Origin of the sequence: Caproicibacterium amylolyticum (genome assembly GCF_014467055.1) — a bacterium.
Classification (GTDB): domain Bacteria; phylum Bacillota; class Clostridia; order Oscillospirales; family Acutalibacteraceae; genus Caproicibacterium; species Caproicibacterium amylolyticum.
The window spans coordinates 2,798,247-2,823,815 of the sequence record NZ_CP060696.1 but is presented as its reverse complement, the minus strand read 5'-3'; the positions used below and the strand labels follow the sequence as shown (position 1 = coordinate 2,823,815).

Genomic DNA, 25,569 nt, shown 5'->3' with positions numbered 1-25,569 from the left:
TTGCTTATTCATGCAGATGGAGAAAATTATAAAAACATTATGTGCGGCAGTCGGCACCAGCGGGGATGAATCCGCGCCGGTAAAGGCGGCGCTGCACCTGACCGGTCTGCCAAACGGCAAGCTGGACGCGCTGGGAAACGGCAGTGTGACACTGGGCGACCAGAACGCAAAAACGCACATTTTGCTGGAAGCACATATGGATCAGGTGGGCATGGTCATCACTTCTGTAGATGAGCATGGCTTTTTGCACTTTGCCAACTGCGGCGGGGCAGATGCCCGTGTGATGCCGGGATGCCCAGTACATATTTATGCGTCAGAAACCGCAGAACCGCTGCTCGGCGTTGTTGGAAGCGTGCCGCCGCATTTGAACAAAGGCGGTACAGACAAAGTGCCGGAAGTAGAGGATATGACGATTGACCTCGGCCTGCCTGCAGCAAAAGCAAAGGTACAGATGCGCCCCGGCGACCGTGCAGTTCCGGTGTATGAACCCAGAATGCTGCTTGGCACACGCTGTGCTTCCGCGGCGCTGGATGACCGTTCCGGTGCGGCAGCTGTGGTTCGCTGCGCACAGCTTTTGCAGAAATCCAATCTTTCCGGCGTAAAGGTGACCTGCTTGTTTAGCACACGTGAGGAAGTCGGCGGGCAGGGCGCGCGCACAGCTGCCTTCGCCGCAGAGGCAGACCAGGCGATTTGCGTGGATGTCAGCTTCGGCGTACAGCCCGGCGTGAAGCCGGAGGTCAGCCACAAAGTCGGCGGCGGTGTCATGATTGGCACCGCACCAATTCTGAGCCACGCAATGGGCAGAAAGCTGGCAAAGCTTGCCGAGCGGGAATCCATTTCGTACAAATGGGACGTGATGGGCGGTTCCACCGGCACCAACTGCGACGAGGTCGCCATTGCACGCGGCGGCGTAAAGACGGCACTGATCAGCATTCCGGAACGTTCTATGCACACCCCCGCGGAAGTGGTCGATTTGCAGGATGTGGAGGACACCGCCCGTCTGATGGCTGCGTATGTCTGTGATCTGTGCGGCGCAGAGCTGCCGAAAGCAGCGGACAGCAAGCCCGAAATGCAGGATATTTTCAGCAGCACCGGTTCTGCCGCAGAAGCCGAAAGTGACCAGATTTGGAGCGGCTGCCTGCCGAAGCTTTGCACCGCGCGCGGAATCTCCGGCGAAGAGGATACGGTACGGGAGTTGATTCTTTCATACATTCGTCCTTATGCGGAAAAGATTGAAATTACACCGCTCGGCAGCATCCTTGCTTATAAAAAGGGCAAGAACCGCGCCAAAACCCGTCTTCTGCTCAACGCACATATGGATGAAGTCGGTTTGATCGTTACACATATTACAGACGAAGGACTGCTCAAGTTTGCATCAGTCGGCGGTATTGACCCGCGCATTCTGCCCGGACGCAGTGTGACCGTTGGCTATGGAACGGAAACCGTACCGGGTGTGATTGGCTTAAAGCCGATTCACCTTACGGAAAAGGACGAGCGTCAGAAGAGCATCCCGATGGATGATTTGTACATTGACATCGGCGCAAAGGACAAAGACGAAGCCGCAGCCGTGGTGACACCCGGCGATATGGTCACGTTCGACAGCGTTTATGAAGAGAACGGCTATTCCATTAAGAGCCGCGCACTGGATGACCGTGCGGGCTGTGCACTGCTGATTCATCTGATGCAGCAGGAGGATTGGACTTATGATACCATCTTTGAGTTTGCTGTGCAGGAAGAAGTCGGCCTGAACGGTTCCCGCACCGGCGCTTTCCTTGCCCAGCCGCAGGCGGCAATCGTAGTGGAAAGCACCACCGCCGCGGATGTGCCCGGCAACGAAAAGGAACACCAGATGTGCCGCCTTGGCAAAGGCCCGGTCATTTCCTTTATGGACCGCCGCACCATTTATGATAAGGAATACACCCAGTGGGCGTTTGAAGAAGCGCATGAAGCCGGAATCCCCTGCCAGTGGAAAGAGGGCGTTGCCGGCGGTAATGACGCGGGCGCGATTCACATCAGCCGCGGCGGTGTGCGTACTGTAGCAGTATCACTTGCCTGCCGTTACCTGCACGCGCCGATGGGTGTCATCAGCAAAGGTGACTACGACGCGGCGGCGGTTTTGCTGCAGCGCCTTGCAGAACGCATTGCGGGGGCGGAATGATTCGGCTTGCAGAAAATATTTCTGCCTTAGAGCCTTTTGATGAGGCTGCTTTTGGCTGCAGCGTGATTTCTACAGCCAAGGCATATGGAATGAATACAGAAGCGGCGCAGTTCTGGCTAGGCAGCAGCTTTGCCGTGCGCCGTCAGGACAGCACTGTGACACTGTGCGGAACGGTCAGACAGGAGGATAAACAGGAACTGCGGGAATTTTTACCGTGTATCGGGATGCAGACCCTGGTGTGCAGCCGAAAAAATGCACAGGTGCTTGCGCTGGAAACAGCGGAAACCGGAATTGAAATGGAGCTTACCGGAAAAATTCCCGCGCCGAAAGCGGAACTGCACTTTGCCACAACGGTTCCAGATGAAGATGCCCTTAACTTGACGGAAATGCACCATTTGCTCGTTGCCTGTAAAACGCCGGATTTTATGCCGCCGCCATTTGAACCGTTCTATCTCGATATGAGCCACCGGATTCGTCATGGCGCGGCAGTTGCTGCGGGCGCCTATCAAAATGGAAAGCTGTGTGCCTGTGCTGCAGCGGCACTTTCCCCAAAGCGAATGCTGTTGTTTTCCGGCGCGGCATTGCCGCAGGTGCGCGGAAGCGGTGCCTTTGCCGCTGTCATCGCCGGATTGGCAGAGCGGGCAGGGGAGCGCACCGTTTCATTATTGTGCGGCGAGGGGCTGCGGCGACATTATGAAAAGATGGGATTTGAAAAAGGAGTGCTTGCGGAATGGCTAAGATAGAGTTTTTTGATGAAATCGGTGAAAAACGAATTCGCTTTTCTGTGATTGCAGCGTGGGAACAGGGAAAATGGCTTTTTGTGCGGCAACGCCAAAGAAAGACATGGGAAATCCCTGGGGGCCATGTGGAACCGGGTGAAACGCCCGAGCAGGCTGCCCGCCGCGAGCTTTGGGAGGAAACCGGCAGCACAGAAGCAGATTTGCACCAAATCTGTGTGTACTCCGCCAGCGGTGAAGATATCATTAAAGACGGTTTGATTCAGTCGTATGGTGTGCTGTATTTTGCACAGGTAACTGTCCGCGGTTCGCTCCCTGAAAGCGAGATTGCTGAAGTTGCTCTGCGGGAAGACCTGCCGTCTTTGTCGGAACTGACCTATCCGCTGATTCAGCCTGCTTTGATGGAACGTGTTCACGCTTTCTTGAAAGAATCCAATTTGTAATAAATAATTCATATAATACGAAAAGGAGAATTCTCGTTTTGCAGATACATCCATATTTTAAGATAGACAATAAAATCTGTGCGGCGGCGGATGATGCGCTGGCAAAAGCGCAGTCTGCCCTTGCACGTATTGATGCCGTTACTGACTATAATCAGCAGAAAATGCTGGCTGCATTCATCGAATGCGGTGTCAGTGAAAGCCACTTTGTGGCAAGTACCGGTTATGGCTATGATGACCGTGGCAGAGAGGTGCTGGATAAAGTTTACGCGAAAGCGCTCGGTGCCCAAGACGCTCTGGTTCGGCACAACTTTGTTTCCGGTACGCATGCACTGACCGTTGCACTGTTCGGCGTGCTGCGCCCGGGGGATACGATGCTTTCTGTTACCGGTGTGCCGTATGACACTTTGCAGAGCGTCATTGGTCTGACTGGCGACGGCAATGGTTCTTTAAAAGAATATGATATTCATTATGAGCAGGTCGACTTGAAGAAAGACGGTACCCCGAATCTGGAAGCGATTGAAGAAGCAGTACGGCCTGGACTGAAAATGGTGTATATTCAGCGCAGCCGCGGTTACAGCCTGCGTCCGTCATTGTTTGTAGAGGACATTGAAAAAATCGCGGAAATCGCCAAACGAAAAGCACCAGACTGTATTGTTATGGTGGATAACTGCTACGGCGAATTTGTGCAGAAGGATGAGCCGACGGCACACGGTGCCGACTTGATGGCGGGTTCCCTGATCAAAAATCCTGGCGGCGGCATTGCACCGACCGGCGGCTATATTGCGGGACGCAAAGACTTGGTGGAAAGCTGTGGCTACCGCCTTACGACGCCTGGCACCGGCAGAGAAATTGGCTGTACACTTGGCAATAACCGGGAACTGTTCATGGGCGCGTTCCATGCACCGCATGTGACCGGCGAGGCACTGAAAACAGCGGTGTTCACCTCTGCACTTTTTGAGGAGCTTGGCTATGATGTTACCCCGCGCTGGGACGAGCCGCGTGCAGATATCATACAGGCAGTGCTGCTGTGCGAAAAAGAAGCGCTGATTGCGTTCTGCCAGGGTGTGCAGAAGGGTGCGCCGGTGGATTCTTTTGTTGTACCGGAGCCGTGGGATATGCCCGGTTATGACTGTCCGATTATTATGGCGGCAGGTGCCTTTACGCTCGGCGCCTCCATTGAACTTTCCGCAGATGCGCCGCTGCGCGCCCCATGGGCGGCGTGGATGCAGGGCGGGCTTAATTTCCACAGCGGCCGCTTGGGAGCAATGTTGGCAGCGCAGTCCATGCTGGAAAAGGGCATAATTTAATAATAATTATTAATATTATGAAAACATTTCTCGAAATCAATTGCTTTTGAATTTCAGTTAGGCTATTATGAGAAAAAGCAAAAAGGAAGTAGTGAATATGTACCAATGGACAAAAGATTTGGAAACTGGAAATATAGCGATTGATAGCCAGCACAAAGAACTGATTCAGGCAATCAACGATTTGTTGGATGCGTGTGCAAAAGGCAAAGGGCGTGCAGAAATTAAGAATACACTGGATTTTCTGAACAATTACGTGATTCGCCACTTTGCTGATGAAGAAAAACTCCAGATAAAATACGGCTATCCAGATTACATGAATCATAAGAAGTACCACGAAGGATTTAAAAATACCGTACGCGGGATTATTGCCGAATACGAGAAAGGCGGTGCCACGATTCCGCTGATTGCTAAAGTAAACAGCAGTATTGCCGGGTGGCTGATTAGCCACATCAAGCGCGAGGATGTGAAGGTTGCAGCACATATTCGTTCAGTGGAAAAGTAAATACTTGCGTTTTTACTGAAAATTTCGTATAATATAATGCGTGCCTGCAAAGGCACCCAATATGCGGATGTGGTGGAATTGGCAGACACGCCAGATTTAGGTTCTGGTGCGAAAGCATGCAGGTTCAAGTCCTGTCATCCGCACCACAAAGGTAGCTTGCCATTTATACAATGGCAAGCTATTTTTCTTTTCAAAAAGCCTAGAAACCGCGCGGTTTCTAGGCTTTTTGCCGTTCTCAAGAATTTTCACATGATATAAACCCAGTGCTGTCGCGACTTTTGCACACCCAATAATTATTTTGTGCACACCCCCAACGACGGAAAAAAAGGAATAATTAAAAAGTATAGGAATCGTTAAAAGGTTTAAATTTCATAAATTAAAATGTACCCATAAGAATGGACTAAAATGTACCCATAGAATAGACAGTAAATTAAGATTGGATGTTCTGTTTATTTTCTAAATACCGAAGTGCTCTCTCGTAATTAAATTTAGCTGGGCAGCGATTTCTGGAAACTCACAATTAAGGTCGAGCGTTTTTACACTGATTTTATTCCCACTCATCTGATAAATGTTATCAGGCTGAATGGTTTCATCTGTCCGCGCATATAGGAGCATACCAGATACTTCATGCGGTTTTGAACCCAATTGTGCATCCTTGTTTTTCACATAGGCAAAAATCTGATAGAGATTATTAGAATGCAACGTATGCACATTATACTGGACCTGCGTCGTGTGTGAATAATACTTCGCATCGATAATAAGAACTCTCTCGCCATGTGACAAAGTGATGTCACTTTGCATAACAGGCAGCATTGTTCCGATGCCGTCATCCAAGGCCCATGGTATTTGCGACGCGCTTGCGCTCAGCATCGGAAATTCCTTGATGTAGTATTCCAGAATGAACTTCTCATATAAACGGCACATACGCTGCTCATCGACAAAAGACGCCAGTTTGTATTCGCCCTCTTCTGTTGTCAACAGCATTCCTTCTAGAATAAGCTGGCAGATGCTAATGAGCATACGATATGTCTGATTATTCCGACAAAATCGGATTGCCGTCCATCTAATGGACGTGGGCTCAATGGTATCAACGTTTGAGAAAAACAGCATTTCCTTCTTGAGCGCGTCCTTATGCTCGGAATCGACCTTTGAGAGACGAAGTAAAATCATCACCGTCGTCTTCAAAATTTGATTTAGAAGATTGTTCTCTGACAGATCATCATAATCACATGAAAGAACCTGTTGCCTTGCAATCTTATTTTTGATAGTACCAGGCATATCAATTTTGCCCCGCATGACCACAATATTTTCTTTTTTATTCAAGTATTCGCGGTACAAGCCTTGCTTTAACTGTTGACCTATGCCTTTTGCAAGAATCGAAGCAAGGAGATTGTGCATATTCTCAAATTCTTCTTTTGCTACATTCTCAAAATTTGACTGATTCAATGTTGTAAAAGCATACGACAGCATATAGTATATGTTTTTTATGAAAATGCTCTTGTCCTTAATCATTGAAATACACCACGCAAAATGTTCTCCCAACGCTGGAGCTTTGCGCTGTCATCAAACCAGTATTCACTCAGCATTGGCAAAATATCGTAGTCAACGATGGTATGCATCCATTCATCTGAACAGACACTTTGTCCGCAGAAATAGCTGTGTCCGATGCAAAACCCTTTACCCAAGGATTTATCAAGCGCTATTTCTTTATTCAACTCTTTCACCTTGACTATAAGTTCATTAAAAGTCTCATTGTTTAGCGTGTTTTGATATTTTACAAAGCCATCGGAATCAAAGCCCGGCTCTATCTCAAAGAAGCTGAAGCGGCGGCGAAGCGCGTAGTCAATCATGGCAAGGCTGCGGTCTGCGGTATTCATCATGCCTATGATGTATAAGTTCTTAGGCACCGAAAAAGCCAAACCATTATAAGCAAGCGTGGTCTTTGTGCCTCTGTAATCCCGTTCAATCAACATAAGCAACTCGCCGAAAATTTTACTCATATTGCCGCGATTAATTTCATCAATGATGAAGAAAAAGTCCTTATCCGGCTGGTTTGCGGCTTTCTGACAAAAGCGATAGAAAATACCGTATTTCAGTTCAAAGCCATCATTCACAGGTTTATAGCCCATCATGAAATCTTCATAGGAATAGTTCTGATGAAACTGGACAAATTCAACACGTCCTTCGTCCTTTTCTCCAATCATCGAATAGGCAAGACGCTTTGCGGCGAAGGTTTTTCCAACACCGGGAGCGCCCTGCAGGATGATGTTCTTTTTATTTCTCAGGACAGAAAGCAACATATCATAACGACTTTCGTCCATATAAACCTCATCAAGAAAATTCGCCTTGCTGTATTTCTCCGTTTTTTCTTCTTGAGCCAGTGGGTTTTCATCCCGAATCATATCGACTATGAAGTCATACTCGCCCTTTGCTAACTTAAACAAGCTGCCCTGTGGATTGCTGAAGTATTCCATTCTCTCGAGTTCGGAACAGCTCTTCAGCGTTTGATAATCAATCGGCGAGGAAAGCCCTTCGATTTTTTCAAAATAGATTTCTTCTCCATCTTGTTCCGCACTGACCTTGCCAATCGCAACAATCTGTTTAACGGGATTCGACTCGTAGCCGATTATCATGTCTCCGGCTTTAGCATCCAAGAAATTCTGGAAAATACGGCGCTTATTACCGTTGTCGTTATAAAGAGTATAAGACTGTACTTCGCCGACAGCGATATCTGAAAAACTCCAAATTTTCGGATTCGCATTCAACCACCAATAGCCATGCTGCTCATTGGTATCGCCAAGAAGCTGTGCAACCGTCAAGCCAAAATACGGTTTGAGAATCAATTCCTCAAACAACGGCTTGTCATCAACCTTTATGCAAGTCGAGTTATCATTTGGCGTCCACCACTTTTTGACGCCATCGTAGGAATCATTAATTTTCGGTGTGGCGACAACACGGTATGGACGTTCATACCAGCCATCCTTCAGTTCTGGATTTTCCACAGCGTCGTTGCTTGTGATTTGCCCTAAAAGTTGAATTCTGTTGCCATAGCACAGGTAAAAATAATCGCCCATTTTCATGGAATAGGTAAATGACTCTCCCTGCGATACTTTTGACGTGGCTTTTGCCTTGGTTGTACTATGTGCCACAATAACGCCGCGATCCATAAATATCTGCTTGTTTTCATCTGATATGCCGGTGTTTTCGGTTCCGTGGCTGATTTTCCAAATAGAAGGAGATGCATCAGCATAAAGCGAAATCTCAGACATATCGACTCTATCAATGGCGGCAGATAACTCATCTCGCAGTTTCCATGTATAGCTGCCAGAGTCATCCTTACCCGCATTGCGTCCGACATACAGAATCGGCCACCAGCGAGAACTCTCTTCATCTCTATCCATTACAGGGCAGCCGGTTTTTTCAGCAATACGACGCGCCAAAGCAGAAGAACCGCTATTATAGAAGTTCTTCGTTTCACCGTATTTGATGGAGAGCTGGGTACAAGTAGCCTGCCCGCCATAATCCTTCATGCGCTTCATGATTTCGAGGCTTCCAGTCGTAAACACATCGGGGTCATTAAGAAGTTCTACCCACTCATCGACAGAAATGTTCGGCGCGTAATCTGTCGGAAACCATTCGTCAGTGGTCGCGGATCCTTTCTGCGAATAATAACGGCTGATGTAGAAGCCGACATCAATTGTAAGCGTTCTGTATTCCGGGTCTGGATAGCAATCATCCGTAAGTTGAGATTTGAGCAGACTTCTGAGCTCTTCATCTTTCCTGATTTCCGCGCACAACTCATCGTAAAAGCTATAGAAATTGTGTAGATTGTCCGCATAAGCACCTTTTTTGAATCGATAATCACTGCCTAGCTCATCCGCAGCGGTCTTTATCTCGCCGTATTTGTAGATATAATATTTGTCAGGAAACCGAAGCCATAAATAGGTGCTGACGGCATTCTCGTACTGATAATGCTGTCCTGCGCCGTTGCCATACTTTTCGAGCAGAATGGATGACTGGTCTTTAAAATCTGTAATTCTGGTAACGACATCCTTGCTTTCATCAAACAGGGCAATGAACATCGCCCGCACTTCTTCAGGAGCCGTTTCCGCAAATTTCTCAATCATTCGCGCCGGAAAGTTATTCATGGACGCGAGCAAATTATATGTTTTTGAAAGGGAGAGAGTCAGCATGGCAGCAAAATTCGCTGCATTCACATCCCAATTGTCCTGAAAAAATTTGAGCGCTTCCCACTTGTATTTCTCGTTTCCCCATTGGGTAGAAACGAAATCCTGCTTGTATTTCACAAGAGCGTCATGCAAACGAAATTTCTCAAACATGATAGCCCTCCTTAAGCTTTACGCAGGCTTGCGTATATTTCATCGGTGAAAATACCAAGCACCTGACGCTTTATTTCATCGTTGCTCAAAAGCAGCGAGAAGAAGTCCTGATTCTGCGAAAGCCCCTCGATGAGCGCGTCGTCAATATCGTCAAAATAAGAGAATTCAAAGTCTTTGACGGTGTTGTTCCGTGCGCTGGTTTTCAGCTTGTCCGATTTCAGCAGGATGTCTCTAATTTGCAGCATTGCCTTTACCGCAACATCATTATCGTAGGCTCTTCCTGCACGACTGTTAATTTCGGCGATAATCTGAGATAGTCGTTCCTCTTTTGCTTCGGTTAATCCAAAGCTCTCTGCCGTGGGCAGCTTCATAATGGGCTGGGCAACAAGATCTGATTCCTTATGTTCCTCATCTTTTTTCTGGACGAAATTCGTAACCCTGATTTTTCCGTCGAGATTGTACCCACCACCCGGATGCTTGATGTTGATATATGAAAGCAGGTAAGTAATGAAATTGTACTTCTTATGCAGTTCAATGTCCTCAAAGCAGGAGACCTGAAGCAAAAACTCGTAAAACCGAACGAAATGGCGCATTAAGGCTACAATCTCCTGCTGCTTTGTAACATCGTAGTTTTCAATCAGATTTTTCGCCTTCTTGAAATAGAAGGTCAGTTTCTGCTTGTCCTTCGAGGTAATGTTGTCGCTGTATAGCAGGTCGTTTGCCTTCTCGATATCGTCTGGGTCGAGAACAGTGTAGGCATCAATCTTTGCCTCAAGGTCGTAAATCGCCGTGGGAGTTACTGAATTGGATAACAGTGTTGTCGTGTAGTAAGGCGCGAAGGCGGCGGTAATATCCGCATAATCGTTCACAAAGTCCAGCACGAATGTGCGCTTCTCAAACGGCGGGAAAATGCGGTTCAGACGGGATAGGGTCTGCACGGCTGTAACACCCTTCAGCTTTTTCATGACATACATGGCACACAGCTTCGGCTGGTCAAATCCCGTCTGATACTTATTTGCCACAAGCAGGACTTGATAATCGTCCTTGTCAAATTCCTTTGTGAGCTGCTCCTCGGAAAAACCATTCATGGAGGCTTCGGTATATTCGGTTGTGTCGTCATCCGGCAGCTTCAGCTTGCCGGAGAAGGCCACCAGAGCGCGAATATCCTTGTAGCCCTTCTTCGTGATATAGTCTTCAAAAGCCTGACGGTATTTGACAGCGCTCTGACGGGAAGCTGTAATCACCATCGCTTTTGCCATGCCGCCCAGATCCGTCATAACTGAAGTGCGGAAATGCTCCACAATGACCTCTATGCGTTGCGAGATGTTCGTTTCATGCAGTTCCACGAAGCGGGCAATCTGACGCTTTGCGTCAGAAGTCTTGCAGCGAGGGTCATCCTCGATTTCTTTATTTATCTGATAGAAGGTATCGTAAGTCGTATAGTTTTGCAGGACATCCAGAATGAAGCCCTCTTCGATGGCCTGCTTCATGGAGTAGACATGGAACGCCACACGCTGTCCTTTGGTATTCAACAGTCCGAAAAGCTGGAGCGTAGTCGGCTTCGGTGTCGCGGTAAACGCAAATATCGACACATTGGCTTGCTTGCCGTTGCGGGCAATCTCGTCGGCAATGATGTCCTGCACATCGTTATAGTCCTGTTCGCCAGCGCCGAGAGACTGCGTGACAGCCGCCATGTCTTTTCCGGCAGTGGAAGAATGTGCTTCGTCGATAATAACCGCGAAGCGTTTTGTTTTTAGCCCTGCGACGCTGTCCACGATATACGGGAATTTCTGAATCGTCGTAGCGATGATTTTTGTGTTGCCCTTGAGGGCAATCGCGAGGTCTGCGGAGTTGCACTTGTCGTCCATAACGCGAATCAGACCGGTTTTGTGTTCCATTCCCATAATCGCTTTTTGAAGCTGACGATCGACAACCACGCGATCGGTGATGATGACCACATTATCAAAGATAATTTTATCGTCGACATCGTGCAGCGAAGTGAGCCGGTGAGCAAGCCACGCGATGGAGTTCGTTTTGCCGGAACCAGCGCTATGCTGAATTAGATAATTTTGCGCGGTTCTATTTTCGCGGACGTCGCCCAATAGCTTGCGGATGACGTCCAACTGGTGGTAACGCGGGAAAATGATGCTTTCAGACTTTTTGATTTTACCGGTAAACTCGTCCTCTTTTTCTTTTGTCTCCATAAAAATGAACTTGCTTATGAGGCCGAGTACAGTATCCTTTGTGAGAATATCCTCCCACATATAGGACACGCTGTACTTGTCCTTGAAGGTGGGATTGCCCGCTCCGGCATTGACGCCTTTTCCGTTGCCGATATTGAACGGCAGAAAGAAGGTAGAGTCGCCGGACAGCTTCGTGGTCATATAGACCTCTTCCAGATCCATCGCAAAGTTGACGAGGCAGCCCGCCTTAAACAGGAACAGACGCGTCTTCGGATTGCGCTCCATGCGGTATTGATAAATGGCGTCCTGATAGGATTGCCCGGCGGCATTGCACTTGAGTTCAAAAGACATAATAGCAAGGCCGTTCAGGAAGATGATCAAATCGACACGTTCCTTATCGCTTGCCCAGATCTCCTCCATGACGGAGAAGATATTCTTTTCGTAGTTTGCGAGCAGCTCTTTGTTGAAGGTGGTAGCCGGTTTGGTATACATCAGTTCCAGCTTCATGCTGGAAATTTCAATCCCGTGTTTCAGGATATCCAACAGACTGCCGCGAGACTTTGTCGCCTCGGCATTGATAAAGCTGACAAGAGTCTCCTCCAAATCATCCTTATATATTTTGCGCAGGGCTTCCATTGTTTTCGACTGGGTATCATTAAGAAATTTAAACAGCAATTCACGGTCAATGGAAAACAGGCGGTCGTAGGAGGTGGCTTTACGAATCACATAGCCGTTATCCTGTTCCAGCCGTTCCATGATGAAATGCTGGTATTCTTTTTCGGATAATATATTGTTCATGAAACGTCCCCCCTCTCATTGGAAGTAGCATTATCTCTTTTTATATTCACATCAAGATGAGCGCCGTCTTCGCTTGTGATGGCATTCATCATTTTTCCATCGGTTATAACATAGATTTCGCACCACCTGATGTATCTGATTGGGCTGATATCTCTTTCTTTGACAACAAACAGAACGCTACTGCTTCTCTTAAGCCAGCCTTTTGCTGCGCGATAATGTTGCATAGCGAACTGGTTTTCAAACCCATGCCCAGCAGTGAATGCATCCACAGAAAATCGGAGAAAATTGTATTCTGTTTCGTCATCAAACGCCTTCAAAAAGTCGGAAGCGGAGATTATCATATCCGGTTCCAAGCCTATTGCGGAGTGTGCATATTCTATTTTCATCAGACTACGACCTCCTTTTTGCCTGTGACATATTCGTAGATAAGAGACTTCTTGTACTCCTCAAGGGTTGTGAGCTGTTCGCGCTTTGCTTCAAGCACAGCATCAATCTGATTGCACTTTTCATTCAGATATTGAGCAATTTGTTTTTGCTCATCTGTGGGAATTATAAATAATGGAACCTTTACAAAATTAGCATACCTCAACGCTTGCCCGTCGCGCACAAGATTTGTTGTACTTTGCAATGCGTTTATGTATTTGTTAGACTTGAAAAACCAGCGAAAAAACGGAGGATATACTTTATCTTTATTGGGTATCAGCATAACATAAGCCGAACTGATACAGCCGCGCTGTTCACTATACTCAAGACCGCCTTGAAAACTTCTCATACTGATGACAAAATCATTAGGCTCGACGTGCTTCAGAATTCCGAAGTCTTTTTCCACAGTCACAACCTTTTGATTTTCCATCTCCATAAACTCATCTTGAAACACAATTCCAAGTTTCTGACTCGCTGTGAGCTGGCGGTCGCCAACCATTGCACGTTGAGTTCTCAGATAAAACAGAGCTTTGGGATTAGTCACACTCCAATGCGAAGGAATAACTGGACACCACGGAATCCCGCTGTCCTTTAACTTCGCATCGAGGTTGAGACCCTTGGTGACCGCTTCGGTGATAACGGAACGCTTATATTGCTCCAAGGTGTCAATCTGCGATTGGATATCGGCAATAAGACTGTCGATTTCGGAGCATTTGTTATCGAGGATGTCGGCAATAATTCGTTGTTCTTGTGCTGTTGCTACTGGAATAACCAAATTGCCGAACTTGTCCATCGGTATTCGCATACGAATCGTGTTTAACTTACCGTTGCCAGACTCTTTTATGAGAATACCGTTGCCGAGACCAAATAAACTTTTTTGAAAAACGGTAGTCTGAAAAATATAGTTGAAATAGCGTACGTCGTCTTCATTGCTATACGGTCTGAGCATATAATATACTGGACTTACACATCCGAAATAACGTGACAATCCCACCGAACCAGAAAGAATGTTCATGCTGTTCATCACTATATCACCAGGATATGCCAATCTATATGCACTCACATCTTCTTTTGGCTTATTACCACCGCCTTCTTTTTCGTCATAGGGAATAACCCCCTGCTTTGCAGTAAGCGACAAAATATCAGATGTTCTTATAGGATTGTTTTTCTCTATACGTTCTTTTAGGGTATATTTGATTTTTTTCAGTTCCCAGTTTGATGGAATTTTTCTGAGCCATTGTAACCCACTGTCTTTCATCTCTCTCATAACATCACCGCCTTAATCAAACAGCTTTGCTACGCGATCATTGACCGATTGTTCAAGCGTAGTAAAGCGTTCTTCCAGTTCTTCACTGGGGGTAGGCTGTTGATATTTATAGAAATAGCGGGTGAATGGAATCTCGGCACCGGTCTTGATGACCGGCTTTTTCGCCGCGAGGTTTTCCTCGAAGAATGCCTTAGCGTCCGGTATATGCGGCAGCACTTCACGCGCCATATAGGTGTCGATGTCTTCCTCAAATTTCACAATTTCGGTGTCTTTGCTCTCTTTGTCATAAATAATTTCGCCTTTTTTGTCACGCTGAATTTCGGCGTTCTTATCCATAACCGAAAGACCGTCCGCAATTTTTTCAATCAACTTATTGTCTGCGTTAGAGGAAGAAAGCACCTGTGTCAGTACAGGCAGAAACGCAGCCGGGGAAAGATAAACCTCCTCGGAAACAGCGGCTTCCAGCGCGGCAACGATGCCATCAAACACAGGTTTGTTGTTCTGATAATCCTCCAGCTTCTTTACATCCTTGCCAGACAGTTCTTCTTCGGAATTTTCCAGTTCGCTGACTTTGCCCTCGTCATATAAAGAACTGAGCGCGCCTTTGGAAAGCATCTGCTGGATGCATTCCTCGGTAATGGCATAGCTACGCTGTAAGGGCTGCATCACGGTATATTCACGGTAGATGAATTCCTCGTTATCATAGATTTTGCACAGCTCGTTTTCCTTGAAGTCTGCATACAGCCGTGTGATGGTGGAGCGGTCTTCCGGGGCAATCTCGTTTTTCTTGTTGCCCAATGCCTTGCGTAGTTTATGATAAATGCCCGAAGCGTCAATGAGCTGAATTTTGCCTGTGCGTTCGGTGCGTTTGTTTTTCGAAAGTACCCAAATATATGTAGCAATGCCGGTATTGTAAAAGAGGTCATTCGGCAATGCAATAATCGCTTCAATCAGGTCACTTTGCAGTAACCAGCGGCGAATCTGGCTCTCGCCAGAAGCAGTGCCACCAGAAAACAGAGGACTGCCGTTTTGAATGATGGCGGCACGTCCGTTATACTTGTCCATTTTATCGATTGCAGACTGTAAGAACAGCATCTGCATATCACCGGAACCGGGAAGCCCCGCACCCCAGCGTCCGTCAAAGCCTTTCTTGTATTCGTCATTTACCGCTGTCTCAACACCCTCGGCAGCATCCTTGCCACCCCAAGCTGTACCGAATGGAGGATTTTCAATAACGAAACGCATCGCCGTCCCTTTGAAGCAGTCGGCTTTCATGGTGTCTTGATAACAGATGTTCTCGGAGTTCTGACCCTTGATGAGCATTTCGGAAAGGCACATTGCATAGGATTCCGGGTTGATTTCCTGCCCAAAGAGCCGGACATCGGCGGAGGGGTTATAGCGCTTGATAAAGTTGTAGCTCGTGGAAAGCATGCCGCCGGTTCCGCAGGCTTGGTCTAAAATTGTGATAACCTTGCCGTCGTCAAAGATATCGTCGCATCCTTCCGCCAGCAGAATGTTGACCATTGCCTTGATGATATCCCTGCCGGTGTAGTGGTCGCCAGCTTCGGCATTTTCAGAGAATTTACGGATAAGCTCTTCAAAAATATATCCCATCTTTACATTGTCGATGGTGCGCGGGTTCAGGTCGAGCTCGGAGAATGCCTTTACAACACTGAGCAAGCGGTTATTCTTGTCCATCTTGTCAATCTGCTTATAGAAGTCCAGACCTTTTTCAGCGGACAGCAGAATTTCCTGCACATTAGCAGAGAAAGATTGAATGTAGTTTTTGAAATTGGCGGCAAGGTGGTCTGCGTCGTTCACCAGTTCCGCAAGGTCAAACTCACTGGTATTATAGAACTGATAGGTAGAAACGCGGTACATCGCCTTTGCCGGATAGTTCGGGTCTGCTTTAAACTTGTCCACGACTGCCTTCTTGGTGGGTGCGAGGGCGCATTCAAAACGACGAATGATTGTCATAGGAATAATAACATCTTTATACTTGTCGCTCTGGTACGGGCCACGCAACTTGTTGGCGATGGACCAGATAAAGTTCACTTCTGTAGATACATCAATGGGCGCGTCGTCCCACATTGCGTCAATTACTTTTTTGTCAGTCATAATAATATCTCCAATTCTTAAGGTTACAGACCTGTTCCAAGAACCTCAGCATAATAATTCGCTCAAGCGGACATGTGATAACTCCAAGCAATTCCTTTTAGTCTAATTATATTCCCACACCCGACCAATTACAACAAGAATTGATGGAATATCCGCATTATGCCTAGTCATTTTGTAAAGTGATTGGCAATGCCGTCTCCAAAAGCATTTGACCCTTCGTCAATGTTCAGTCCTTCAGTGACTACATTGTTCTTTACCATTAATTGTGTGAACATTTTTTCAAATTTTGGTTTTCCAATGTATACCATAAACTGCGTTGGAAATACTGTTAATGTAAATATATACCATATAATTCCCCTGAAAACTTCCGAAAAGAGGCCTGCAACATTGACAGGAGGATGAATGGAATGGCCAGTATCCGTTCCTTCAGAAATTACGTTAAAAATCTGCTTTGTGACCTCATCTGTGGCGATACGACGAGGTTCGTTTACAGCAGCCAGGAGCAGCTGAGTTGCGAATTTTACAGTATTGCGAAGAAAACCAAACTGCCTAAATGTTTCACCCAGTGGTGTAAACGAAAAGAAGCAGAACCTTTAAAATGGTGTTACTCCATATACTGAAAATACACAGAACCACATTAGCATGCCCAACAGAGCCGATTCGGAAGAATGCAGGCATTTTTTCCCGAATAATGGTGCCGATGTGGAATCTCCGACACTAAGTTTCTCATCCGAAACTGTACAAGAAATAGCCAATATTCTGTACTCCCTTCCCGGGACATTTTCCGGATCGCTGGTTCAGCACATGAGCCGAAAGAAGTACACTGTGGAGACGCTGGCGGAGCGTTCTTTGGCAAGCACAAAAACCATTCAGAGAATGCGCAACGACGAAAACTACACGCCGAAACTTGGAACCGTTGTGGCCGTCTGCATTGGTCTACAGCTTCACCCTATTCTGAGCGGAGACCTAATTAAAAAATCGGGATTGGCATTTAAATATACAGAAGAGCATACTGCCTATCAATTTATCTTGTCAACTCACTTTCGAAGCTCCATTTATGAGTGCAATAAAAAGCTTGCATGCTGCGGTTTCAAATCGATTGGAAGAGAAGAATAAATATTTTTTACGAGCCGGACATTTTATGTCCGGTTCTTTTTTTATGTCTGCCTCCCTGTTTTTTCGCCGATTTACTTCAATAGGCATGGAGTATGGGATGCTTGTTATGCCCTAACCAGACATTTTATGTCCGGGGGTAAAGATGTTTTTTGCAGTACGATTAGGGCACGAGGTGATTGAGATGCAGGACGTAAAAAATGCCGTGGGAAAGCTGGTATGCCGAATCGATACAAGAATGGGCATTGTTGAAATCATTCACAAGGGCTGCAAAACGCTGATTTGCTTTCAATCGGACGGCACAGTCCGGGTAGTCAACTCTGAGACCGAGCAACCGTAAACACAATTCAATAACGAGAATCCGCAGAGCCGCCAGACGGACAGGATGAACACTTTAAAAAGTGTCTCCTGCCCGTCTTTTTTTCTGTTCTGCAGATTCTGAGACACTGGCTTTCGCGGATTTTCAATTCGAGGGAGTCAAGACATGTCAAAGAAATATAAAACCGGCAGGGCGAACCGCATGAGTTACATCTATTACACATCTGACGGGTCGAAAATCACTCTCACGCCCGGCAAGAATGGCGTTGCCGAAGCGGATATCGAGCTGCTCCACACTATGGATGACAATGAAGTGGACGAGCGGCGCCGCTTTGAGTACCACACTACGCACTTTGACGTCGGCTGTGACAATGCGATTCCAGATGATTATTACAATTTTCTGTCCGACAACCACGCTGATCCCGAAAATATTCTTCTGGGAAAAGAAGACGAGTGTGATTACCAATCTCAGCTTAAAAATCTACACAGGGCGATGGAATCCTTACAGCCGCGGCAGTTAGAGCTTTTTCGCAAGGTGTATGTTGATCGGCGCACCAACACGGACATTGCCGCCGAAGAAGGCGTGACCGAGGCTGCCATCCGTAGTCGGTTGAAAAAGATGCATGAAAAGCTGCGCAAATTTTTTCCCTGAAAAGGGGTTCGAATCAGGCGCTTTTTTCGCATATCGGTGAGGGGCAGAAAAATGCCCCCCGGAAAGGAAACCGAAAATGGATCTGAAACACAGAGTCACCATCAGCGTGGTAAGACCCGGCAGTATTCGCGATCCCGTTCTGAAAAGCGGTTCGTTGAAACTGAGGAGCCGGCTGCTCAACATGATACTGGGCGAGGAAGTCGGTCTGCTCGTAATTACTCCCGGAGATTCGGTCGAGACAGTGGAAATCAGAGAAGTCAAAAAAGGAGGGACGGAAGATGGAAATAACCAAACTGCTTCTGAATGTAGTATTTGACCTGCGGAAACTGGCCGACAGCGTACAGGCTATCGCAACCGCGATGGCAGATACTGGACCTGCCGAGCAAGTCCAACCAGAAAGCCCGGTTCCGGCAGTGAAACCGAAACTGACAGAAAAAACAGTCACGCTGGAAAAGGTTCGTGCGGTACTTGCGGACAAAAGTCATGACGGGTTCACTGCCGAGGTTCGGGCACTGCTTGAAAAGCACGGTGCAAAGAAGCTCAGTGAGATTGAACCGGTCAACTACGCCGCTCTGCTCTCAGATGCGGAGGAACTGAAATGAGCGGTCACGCGATTCTATCCGCTTCCGGCGCCCACCGTTGGATGACCTGCACTCCATCCGCGCGTCTGGAACTGGAATTTGAAGACAACAGCGGAGAAGCCGCCGCCGAAGGAACAGCGGCACATGCGCTTGCGGAACACAAACTGCGAAAAGCCCTTAAACTTCGCTCCAAAAAGCCGATGTCCAAATACGATTCTGATGAGATGGACATCTGTACGGACGATTATGTGGGGTTTGTATTGGAAACAGTTGCTCAGGCTAACTTGTCTTGCCCCGACCCACTGGTGCTCATTGAGCAGAAGTTGGATTTCTCCAAATATGTACCGGATGGCTTCGGTACCGGAGACTGCGTGGTCATTGCGGACGGGACGCTCCACATTGTGGATTTTAAGTATGGCCAGGGCGTTCTTGTGAATGCCGAAGACAATCCACAGATGAAACTGTACGCACTTGGCGTACTGGAACTCTTCGACGGCATTTACGACATCGATGCGGTGTCCATGACCATTTTCCAACCCCGCCGTGAGAACGTCAGTACCTGCACGGTATTCAAAGAAGCACTTTATCAGTGGGCGGAAGAGATACTGAAACCAACTGCAGCGCTGGCATATGACGGCGGCGGCGAATACGCCCCCGGTGAGCATTGCCAGTTTTGCCGGGCGGCGGTCAAATGCCGTGCGAGAGCGGAATCCAAGCTGAAACTGGCGGTGCTTGAATTTGCCCTTCCGCCGCTGCTTTCCGATGAGGAAATCGCAGAGGTGCTTGCTTCCATCGGTGACCTGACAAACTGGGCGAATGAAATTATGGCTTACGCCACCGACACCGCCGTAAATCATGGAAAGCAATGGCCCGGCTTCAAGGTGGTTGAAGGACGCTCCAATCGCAAATATTCCAATGAGGAATCTGTTGCAGAAGCGGCAAAGGCAGCGGGCTACCGCGATATCTATAGGCAAAGCCTCATCACCATCACCGAAATGGAGAAGCTGTTGGGCAAACCCAGATTCAATGAAGTCCTTGGCGGCTTGATCGCCAAGCCCCCCGGTAAACCGACGCTCGTTCCACTTTCGGATAAGCGCCCGGCTATGAATTTATCCAGTGCAAAAAATGATTTTACGGAGGAATAAAACTATGTCAAACACCGCAAACGGAGCCAACTCAACTCCCGCAAATAACCCCATGAAGGTCATCACCGGTGTCGTCCGCCTGTCTTATGCGAATTGCTGGGAACCGAAATCTATCAATGGCGGCGCGGAAAAGTACAGCGTCAGTCTGATCATCCCAAAATCAGATACCAAAACCATCGCGGCCATCAACGCCGCTGTGGACGCCGCCATTGAAGAAGGCAAGGGTAAGTTCGGCGGTAAGGTTCCGAACAAAGCCGCCCTCAAACTGCCTTTGCGCGATGGTGACATTGACCGTCCGGATGACGAGGCCTACGCCGACAGCTATTTTGTCAACGCAAACAGCAACACCGCACCCCAAATCGTAAACAAGCAGGTGGAACCCATCCTCGACCGTTCGGAGGTTTACTCCGGCGTATACGCAAGGGTGTCTGTCAACTTCTATGCTTTCAATTCCAACGGAAACAGGGGGATTGCCTGCGGACTGGGAAACATCCAAAAAATTCGCGACGGCGAACCACTCGGCGGACGCACCAACGCGGCGGATGATTTTGACACCGATGTCGACGACGATTTTCTGTCATGAAAACACTTTCCATCGACATTGAAACCTACAGCGGTACAGACCTCGCCAAAAGCGGGGTCTACCGTTATAGTGAATCACCGAATTTTGAAGTGTTGCTCTTTGGTTATAGTGTGGACAACAGTAATGTTCATGTGATTGACCTCGCTTCCGGCGAAGCCCTACCGTATGAAATTCGTAATGCTCTGATTGACGATTCCGTCCGAAAATGGGCGCACAACGCGCAGTTTGAGCGCGTCTGCCTGTCCCGCTATCTGGGTCAATGGCTAAAACCTGATGCATGGAGATGCACAATGGTGTGGTCCGCCTATCTCGGCCTGCCGCTCTCGCTGGAAGGCGCGGCTCTGGTCGCGGGCGCGGAGAAACAGAAACTTTCCGAAGGCAAGGAACTTGTCCGGTATTTCTGTTCCCCCTGCAAACCCACCAAGGCAAACGGCGGCAGGACAAGGAATCTACCAGGCCATGCTCTGGAGAAATGGGAACGGTTCAAAGCATATAACCTCCGCGACGTGGAAACTGAAATGGCAATTGCGCAGCGGTTCTCAAAGTTTCCCGTGCCGGAGGAAGAGTGGAAAAATTACGCTCTCGATCAGAAGATCAATGACCGGGGTATCCGTCTAGACATGGATTTGGTTCAGAAAGCCATCTGCTGCGACCGACGGTCAAAGGCACAGCTTACAAAAACCATGCGGGAACTCACCGATCTGGAGAACCCCAACTCGGTCGTCCAGATGAAGACATGGCTCGCCAAAAACGGGATGGATACCGACACGCTGGGTAAGGCGGCAGTCACGGAACTGCTGAAAACAGCGCCAGAATACCTTGGTGAGGTGCTGACACTCAGGCAGGACCTTGCCAAGAGCAGCGTAAAAAAATACACAGCGATGGAAAATGCGGTCTGCTCCGACGGCAGGACAAGAGGCCTTCTGCAGTTCTACGGCGCTAACCGAACCGGCCGGTTCGCTGGTAGGCTCATCCAGGTTCAGAATCTGCCGCAGAACCACATGCCAGATCTTTCACAGGCACGGCTGCTTGTGAAATCCGGCAACTTTGAAGCGCTGGAATTTCTCTATGATTCTGTGCCCGCCGTGCTTTCGGAGCTCATTCGCACCGCCTTCGTGCCAAAACCCGGATGCAAATTCATCGTGTCCGATTTCAGCGCGATTGAAGCGCGTGTCATTTCCTGGCTCGCCGGGGAAACCTGGCGCAACGAGGTGTTCGCCACCCATGGCAAAATTTACGAAGCGTCGGCAAGCCAAATGTTCCGTGTCCCCATGGGAGAAATTACAAAAGGCAGTCTGCTCCGGCAAAAAGGCAAAATTGCGGAGCTTGCACTGGGTTACGGCGGTTCGGTCGGCGCGCTGAAAGCAATGGGCGCGCTTGACATGGGGCTTTCCGAAGAGGAGCTGCCGTCACTGGTGGCGGCATGGCGGAGCGCCAATCCGAACATTGTACGGCTCTGGTGGGACGTGGATCGGGCGGCAGCCACGGCGGTGCAGAAAGAAAGTTCAGCACAGACCCATGGCATTCGTTTTTTCTATCAGAGTGGCTTTCTGTTCATTACGCTTTTTCCCGGCCGGCGGCTCGCCTATGTCAAACCGCGTATCGAGCCGAACCGCTTCGGAAACGGCTCGGTCACCTACGAAGGGATTGGTGCAACCAAGAAATGGGAGCGTATCGAAAGCTACGGGCCCAAATTCGTGGAAAATATCGTGCAGGCGATCAGCCGAGACATTCTCTGCCACGCAATGCGTCGGCTGAACGACGCGGGCTTTCCCATCGTGATGCACGTTCATGACGAGGTAGTCATAGAAGCGCCGTCCAGCGTGGACAAGGAAATCGTTTGCCGTCTGATGGGAGAAACACCGCCATGGGCACCCGGCCTTCTGCTCCGTGCCGACGGGTACGAGTGTCCATTCTATAGAAAGGATTGAACAATGTCATGTTGGATAAATGTAATTCCGAAGGCTACCCAGACCCTACGGCATATGAAGCCCTGCTTCGAATCGAGTTGGCGGCAAAAGCATCCGCTTTCCGGCCGTTGGTCTTTATTTGCAGCCCCTTCGCGGGAGATATCATAGGTAACACAGAAAAAGCGCGCGGCTACTCGCAATTCGCTGTGTCGAGAAACTGCATCCCAATCGCGCCTCATTTATTGTTTCCGCAGTTTATGGATGATTCCGACCAAAGCCAGCGCGATCTTGCCATTTTCATGGGGCTTGTGCTGCTGTCAAAGTGTTTGGAAATCTGGGTGTTCGGCGAGACAATCACAGCCGGAATGTCTGTTGAGCTGACAAAAGCAAAACAGAGGGAAATGAGAATCCGGTATTTCACCGAACAATGCGAGGAGGTCGACACTCCATGAAAATAGCGGTCGGAAACAGCCGCATGGACAAAAAATGGAAGAACAGGGACATTTCGTGGGAGGACTTCAAAAACAGCGTCCGCACGACGAAACGAACCACCGAAACGGTGTCGGAATTCCGCAAAATGAGCCGTGCCCGGCAGGATTCCATCAAGGATGTCGGCGGTTTCGTGGGCGGTGCCCTGCGGGAGGGAAAACGGAGAAACGGCTTCGTTCTCTGCCGCTCTCTGCTGACCCTTGACATGGACTATGCCAAGCCCGGCATCTGGGATCAGATCGAGTCACTCCACGACTGGGCCTGCTGCGTCTACTCCACTCACAAACACACGCCGGAGGCGCCCCGACTGCGGCTCATCATTCCGCTCTCTCGCGAGGTCAGCGAGGACGAATATCCCGCACTGGGGCGCATGGTGGCCAAGGAGATTGGCATCGACCTGTTCGATGACACCACCTATGAAGCCTGCCGCCTGATGTACTGGCCGTCCACACCGTCCGACGGGGAATTCGTATTCCAGGAAAAGAACGGTGAACCTCTTGTCACGGACGTGTACCTTTCTAATTATGCCGACTGGCGGGATGCTTCCATGTGGCCGGTTTCCTCCCGACAGTCGGAGGTTGTGCGGCGGGAGATAACCCAGCAGGCTGACCCGCTGACGAAAAGCGGAGCGGTGGGCGCGTTCTGCCGGGCGTACCCCATCGAGGATGCCATCGAAACTTTCCTTTCGGATGTCTATGAGCCTAGCGCCATGAATGGGCGGTATGATTATATCCCCGCCGATTCCTCCGCCGGGCTGGTGATTTACGACGGCAAGTTTGCATACAGTCACCACGCCACCGACCCAGCCTGCGGGAAACTGCTCAACGCCTTTGATCTTGTGCGCATCCACCGCTTCCACGACCTTGACGACAAGTTCCCGGAAGACACGCCGCCCGGCAAGCTGCCCTCATTCAGGGCTATGACAGAACTTGCCGTCGGGGACGAACGGGTCAAGCTCCTGCTTGCAGAAGAACGCCGAACACAGGCGGCTACAGAGTTTATCGGTAGTGATGGTGATTGGCAGAAACAGCTTGAACTGGATAAAGCCGGCAATGTTAAAGATACTCTCGATAACATTGTTATCATATTACGGCACGACTCGGAACTGCGGCATATCGCATTCAACCGTCATCGCGATGGAATCGATGCGAAAGACGGTCTGCCATGGAAGCAGATCAAAGAAGGATGGAACGATTCTGACAACGCCGCGCTCAAGGTGTATCTAAGCAGAAAATATAGGATTTATTCTCCGACAAAAACCAAAGATGCAGTGTTGGCGGTCGCCGCCGAAAGATCCTATCATCCCATCAAAGAGTACCTGGACAGCCTGCCAGACTGGGATGGCATATCGCGTGTGGAAACGTTGCTGATCGACTATTTTGATGCAGAGGATACGTCTTATACCAGAGCGGTTATCCGTAAAACAATGGCCGCTGCCGTAGCTCGAATTTACAGCCCCGGCACAAAATTCGACAGCGTCCTCATTCTGAACGGACCGCAGGGCATCGGCAAATCCACCTTCTTTGCGAAACTCGCTGGGGACTGGTTTTCCGACAGCCTCACCATTACTGATATGAAAGACAAATCCGGTCCCGAAAAACTGCAGGGATACTGGATTCTGGAACTGGGCGAGCTGGCGGGAATGCGAAAAACCGACGTAGAGATTGTGAAGTCTTTTCTTTCCCGTGCGGACGATAAATATCGCGCCAGCTATGGCGTTACTGTGGAAAATCATCCCCGGCAATGTATTGTGGTTGGATCGACAAACGCTGAGGGCGGATTCTTGCGCGACATCACGGGTAACCGACGCTTCTGGCCGGTTCGTGTAAATGGCGGCGGCACGAAAATGCCGTGGCAGATGACCGATGAAGATGTACGGCAAATCTGGGCGGAATCGCTGACGTTGTATCATGCCGGAGAGAAACTGTACCTAGAAGGTGTCAACGCGGCTATGGCGATCACCAATCAGGCTGACGCGATGGAAACCGACGACCGTGAGGGACTGGTGCGCACCTATCTGGACACGCTGCTGCCGGAGGAGTGGGACGGGATGTCCCTGTATGAACGTCGCAACTTTTTAAATGGCAGCGAGTTCGGCGTGGATGCTCATAAGGGCACAAAACGGCGTCAGTATGTCTGCAGCATGGAAATATGGACGGAATGCTTTGGAAGGGAACCGTCCGCGATGCGGAAATCCGACTCCTATGAGATAGGTGCAATCATGCGGCGCGTTACCACATGGGAGAAATACCAGCGCTGCAACGGGCTTTTCTTGTTCCAAATTTACGGCAGACAGAGAGCTTATGTTCCTGTACAAGTGGAACAAGTCTGATGCTTGTTCTCTGTTCTTGTTCTTTTGAAAACGCCCTTATTTACTAAGAAAAACGCTGTAACGGAACAAGTGAACAAGATTTTCATAATGACCTATGGATTATAAGAAAAAAGAGCAATCCTGTGCACGTATAACGCGCGTATAGCATTTATAGGAAAATCTTGTTTTTC

The 25,569-nt window shown here is 48.7% G+C and carries 21 protein-coding genes and 1 tRNA gene; 16 read left to right on the top strand and 6 right to left on the bottom strand.

Annotated elements, in window-relative coordinates:
• Nucleotides 1–10: 10 nt before the first annotated feature.
• The 6 genes from H6X83_RS13595 to H6X83_RS13570 all read left to right on the top strand — a co-directional run bounded on the left by H6X83_RS13595 (nucleotide 11) and on the right by H6X83_RS13570 (nucleotide 5,293).
• On the top strand, nucleotides 11–2,158 hold the full coding sequence (locus tag H6X83_RS13595) for a M20/M25/M40 family metallo-hydrolase (protein ID WP_212506986.1): 2,148 nt from the start codon (nucleotides 11–13) through the stop codon (nucleotides 2,156–2,158).
• Nucleotides 2,155–2,901, top strand: coding sequence for a hypothetical protein (locus tag H6X83_RS13590; RefSeq protein ID WP_212506985.1), 747 nt, complete (start codon nucleotides 2,155–2,157; stop codon nucleotides 2,899–2,901). The genes H6X83_RS13595 and H6X83_RS13590 overlap by 4 nt, the downstream gene beginning before the upstream one ends.
• Nucleotides 2,889–3,338, top strand: a complete 450-nt coding sequence (locus H6X83_RS13585; RefSeq protein ID WP_212506984.1) for an NUDIX hydrolase — start codon at nucleotides 2,889–2,891, stop codon at nucleotides 3,336–3,338. Before H6X83_RS13590 ends, H6X83_RS13585 begins: the two co-directional genes overlap by 13 nt.
• A gap of 38 nt (nucleotides 3,339–3,376) precedes the next feature.
• Nucleotides 3,377–4,645 (top strand): methionine gamma-lyase family protein, encoded by a 1,269-nt coding sequence (locus tag H6X83_RS13580; protein ID WP_212506983.1) that lies wholly within the window; start codon nucleotides 3,377–3,379, stop codon nucleotides 4,643–4,645.
• Nucleotides 4,646–4,742: 97 nt separating this feature from the next.
• Complete coding sequence (locus H6X83_RS13575; protein WP_212506982.1) at nucleotides 4,743–5,147, top strand: bacteriohemerythrin; 405 nt, start codon at nucleotides 4,743–4,745, stop codon at nucleotides 5,145–5,147.
• A 63-nt stretch (nucleotides 5,148–5,210) separates the two neighbouring features.
• Nucleotides 5,211–5,293: transfer RNA gene (locus H6X83_RS13570), tRNA-Leu, on the top strand.
• Nucleotides 5,294–5,603: 310 nt separating this feature from the next.
• Here H6X83_RS13570 and mcrC read toward each other — a convergent pair.
• The 6 genes from mcrC to H6X83_RS13540 are packed head-to-tail and all read right to left on the bottom strand — an operon-like array spanning nucleotide 5,604 to nucleotide 16,276.
• Nucleotides 5,604–6,659 carry a 5-methylcytosine-specific restriction endonuclease system specificity protein McrC gene (gene mcrC, locus H6X83_RS13565; protein WP_212506981.1) on the bottom strand — a complete coding sequence of 352 codons (1,056 nt, stop codon included), beginning with the start codon at nucleotides 6,657–6,659 and terminating at the stop codon, nucleotides 5,604–5,606.
• Nucleotides 6,656–9,487 carry an AAA family ATPase gene (locus H6X83_RS13560; protein WP_212506980.1) on the bottom strand — a complete coding sequence of 944 codons (2,832 nt, stop codon included), beginning with the start codon at nucleotides 9,485–9,487 and terminating at the stop codon, nucleotides 6,656–6,658. Before H6X83_RS13560 ends, mcrC begins: the two co-directional genes overlap by 4 nt.
• 11 nt (nucleotides 9,488–9,498) lie before the next feature.
• Nucleotides 9,499–12,468, bottom strand: a complete 2,970-nt coding sequence (locus H6X83_RS13555) for a type I restriction endonuclease subunit R (protein WP_212506979.1) — start codon at nucleotides 12,466–12,468, stop codon at nucleotides 9,499–9,501.
• Nucleotides 12,465–12,854 carry a hypothetical protein gene (locus H6X83_RS13550; protein ID WP_212506978.1) on the bottom strand — a complete coding sequence of 130 codons (390 nt, stop codon included), beginning with the start codon at nucleotides 12,852–12,854 and terminating at the stop codon, nucleotides 12,465–12,467. The genes H6X83_RS13555 and H6X83_RS13550 overlap by 4 nt, the downstream gene beginning before the upstream one ends.
• Complete coding sequence (locus H6X83_RS13545; protein WP_212506977.1) at nucleotides 12,854–14,158, bottom strand: restriction endonuclease subunit S; 1,305 nt, start codon at nucleotides 14,156–14,158, stop codon at nucleotides 12,854–12,856. The genes H6X83_RS13550 and H6X83_RS13545 overlap by 1 nt, the downstream gene beginning before the upstream one ends.
• A 12-nt stretch (nucleotides 14,159–14,170) precedes the next feature.
• Entirely contained in the window at nucleotides 14,171–16,276 is a 2,106-nt protein-coding gene (locus H6X83_RS13540; RefSeq protein WP_212506976.1) for a type I restriction-modification system subunit M, read from the bottom strand.
• 804 nt (nucleotides 16,277–17,080) lie between these two features.
• On the opposite strand from H6X83_RS13540, the gene H6X83_RS13535 reads away from it, so the two are divergent.
• From H6X83_RS13535 to H6X83_RS13490, 10 genes are all read left to right on the top strand, one after another.
• Nucleotides 17,081–17,392 (top strand): helix-turn-helix domain-containing protein, encoded by a 312-nt coding sequence (locus H6X83_RS13535; protein WP_212506975.1) that lies wholly within the window; start codon nucleotides 17,081–17,083, stop codon nucleotides 17,390–17,392.
• Between the two features lie 142 nt (nucleotides 17,393–17,534).
• On the top strand, nucleotides 17,535–17,729 hold the full coding sequence (locus H6X83_RS13530; RefSeq protein WP_212508605.1) for a hypothetical protein: 195 nt from the start codon (nucleotides 17,535–17,537) through the stop codon (nucleotides 17,727–17,729).
• Nucleotides 17,730–17,873: 144 nt separating this feature from the next.
• Nucleotides 17,874–18,359, top strand: coding sequence for an RNA polymerase sigma factor (locus H6X83_RS13525; protein WP_212506974.1), 486 nt, complete (start codon nucleotides 17,874–17,876; stop codon nucleotides 18,357–18,359).
• Between the two features lie 76 nt (nucleotides 18,360–18,435).
• The gene (locus H6X83_RS13520) at nucleotides 18,436–18,675 is read left to right on the top strand and encodes a hypothetical protein (RefSeq protein WP_212506973.1); all 240 of its coding nucleotides are present in this window, start codon (nucleotides 18,436–18,438) and stop codon (nucleotides 18,673–18,675) included.
• The gene (locus H6X83_RS13515) at nucleotides 18,638–18,961 is read left to right on the top strand and encodes an rRNA biogenesis protein rrp5 (RefSeq protein ID WP_212506972.1); all 324 of its coding nucleotides are present in this window, start codon (nucleotides 18,638–18,640) and stop codon (nucleotides 18,959–18,961) included. The genes H6X83_RS13520 and H6X83_RS13515 overlap by 38 nt, the downstream gene beginning before the upstream one ends.
• Nucleotides 18,958–20,085: a DUF2800 domain-containing protein gene (locus H6X83_RS13510; protein ID WP_212506971.1), complete on the top strand. Its 1,128-nt coding sequence runs from the start codon at nucleotides 18,958–18,960 to the stop codon at nucleotides 20,083–20,085. Before H6X83_RS13515 ends, H6X83_RS13510 begins: the two co-directional genes overlap by 4 nt.
• A gap of 4 nt (nucleotides 20,086–20,089) precedes the next feature.
• A complete protein-coding gene (locus H6X83_RS13505) occupies nucleotides 20,090–20,668 on the top strand; it encodes a DUF2815 family protein (protein WP_212506970.1) in 579 nt (192 codons plus the stop codon).
• Nucleotides 20,665–22,599: a DNA polymerase gene (locus tag H6X83_RS13500; protein ID WP_212506969.1), complete on the top strand. Its 1,935-nt coding sequence runs from the start codon at nucleotides 20,665–20,667 to the stop codon at nucleotides 22,597–22,599. Before H6X83_RS13505 ends, H6X83_RS13500 begins: the two co-directional genes overlap by 4 nt.
• Before the next feature lie 8 nt (nucleotides 22,600–22,607).
• Entirely contained in the window at nucleotides 22,608–23,030 is a 423-nt protein-coding gene (locus H6X83_RS13495; protein ID WP_212506968.1) for a DUF7768 domain-containing protein, read from the top strand.
• Nucleotides 23,027–25,399, top strand: a complete 2,373-nt coding sequence (locus tag H6X83_RS13490) for a virulence-associated E family protein (protein ID WP_212506967.1) — start codon at nucleotides 23,027–23,029, stop codon at nucleotides 25,397–25,399. The genes H6X83_RS13495 and H6X83_RS13490 overlap by 4 nt, the downstream gene beginning before the upstream one ends.
• Nucleotides 25,400–25,569: the final 170 nt, after the last annotated feature.

What these genes read in the sequence shown, in the direction of transcription:
- H6X83_RS13595 (WP_212506986.1), top strand. Translation starts at nt 11, where the DNA reads ATGCAGATGGAGAAAATTATAAAAACATTATGTGCGGCAGTCGGCACC.
- H6X83_RS13590 (WP_212506985.1), top strand. Translation starts at nt 2,155, where the DNA reads ATGATTCGGCTTGCAGAAAATATTTCTGCCTTAGAGCCTTTTGATGAG.
- H6X83_RS13585 (WP_212506984.1), top strand. Translation starts at nt 2,889, where the DNA reads ATGGCTAAGATAGAGTTTTTTGATGAAATCGGTGAAAAACGAATTCGC.
- H6X83_RS13575 (WP_212506982.1), top strand. Translation starts at nt 4,743, where the DNA reads ATGTACCAATGGACAAAAGATTTGGAAACTGGAAATATAGCGATTGAT.
- mcrC (WP_212506981.1), bottom strand. Translation starts at nt 6,659, where the DNA reads ATGATTAAGGACAAGAGCATTTTCATAAAAAACATATACTATATGCTG.
- H6X83_RS13560 (WP_212506980.1), bottom strand. Translation starts at nt 9,487, where the DNA reads ATGTTTGAGAAATTTCGTTTGCATGACGCTCTTGTGAAATACAAGCAG.
- H6X83_RS13555 (WP_212506979.1), bottom strand. Translation starts at nt 12,468, where the DNA reads ATGAACAATATATTATCCGAAAAAGAATACCAGCATTTCATCATGGAA.
- H6X83_RS13550 (WP_212506978.1), bottom strand. Translation starts at nt 12,854, where the DNA reads ATGAAAATAGAATATGCACACTCCGCAATAGGCTTGGAACCGGATATG.
- H6X83_RS13545 (WP_212506977.1), bottom strand. Translation starts at nt 14,158, where the DNA reads ATGAGAGAGATGAAAGACAGTGGGTTACAATGGCTCAGAAAAATTCCA.
- H6X83_RS13540 (WP_212506976.1), bottom strand. Translation starts at nt 16,276, where the DNA reads ATGACTGACAAAAAAGTAATTGACGCAATGTGGGACGACGCGCCCATT.
- H6X83_RS13535 (WP_212506975.1), top strand. Translation starts at nt 17,081, where the DNA reads ATGAGCCGAAAGAAGTACACTGTGGAGACGCTGGCGGAGCGTTCTTTG.
- H6X83_RS13530 (WP_212508605.1), top strand. Translation starts at nt 17,535, where the DNA reads ATGTTTTTTGCAGTACGATTAGGGCACGAGGTGATTGAGATGCAGGAC.
- H6X83_RS13525 (WP_212506974.1), top strand. Translation starts at nt 17,874, where the DNA reads ATGTCAAAGAAATATAAAACCGGCAGGGCGAACCGCATGAGTTACATC.
- H6X83_RS13520 (WP_212506973.1), top strand. Translation starts at nt 18,436, where the DNA reads ATGGATCTGAAACACAGAGTCACCATCAGCGTGGTAAGACCCGGCAGT.
- H6X83_RS13515 (WP_212506972.1), top strand. Translation starts at nt 18,638, where the DNA reads ATGGAAATAACCAAACTGCTTCTGAATGTAGTATTTGACCTGCGGAAA.
- H6X83_RS13510 (WP_212506971.1), top strand. Translation starts at nt 18,958, where the DNA reads ATGAGCGGTCACGCGATTCTATCCGCTTCCGGCGCCCACCGTTGGATG.
- H6X83_RS13505 (WP_212506970.1), top strand. Translation starts at nt 20,090, where the DNA reads ATGTCAAACACCGCAAACGGAGCCAACTCAACTCCCGCAAATAACCCC.
- H6X83_RS13500 (WP_212506969.1), top strand. Translation starts at nt 20,665, where the DNA reads ATGAAAACACTTTCCATCGACATTGAAACCTACAGCGGTACAGACCTC.
- H6X83_RS13495 (WP_212506968.1), top strand. Translation starts at nt 22,608, where the DNA reads ATGTTGGATAAATGTAATTCCGAAGGCTACCCAGACCCTACGGCATAT.
- H6X83_RS13490 (WP_212506967.1), top strand. Translation starts at nt 23,027, where the DNA reads ATGAAAATAGCGGTCGGAAACAGCCGCATGGACAAAAAATGGAAGAAC.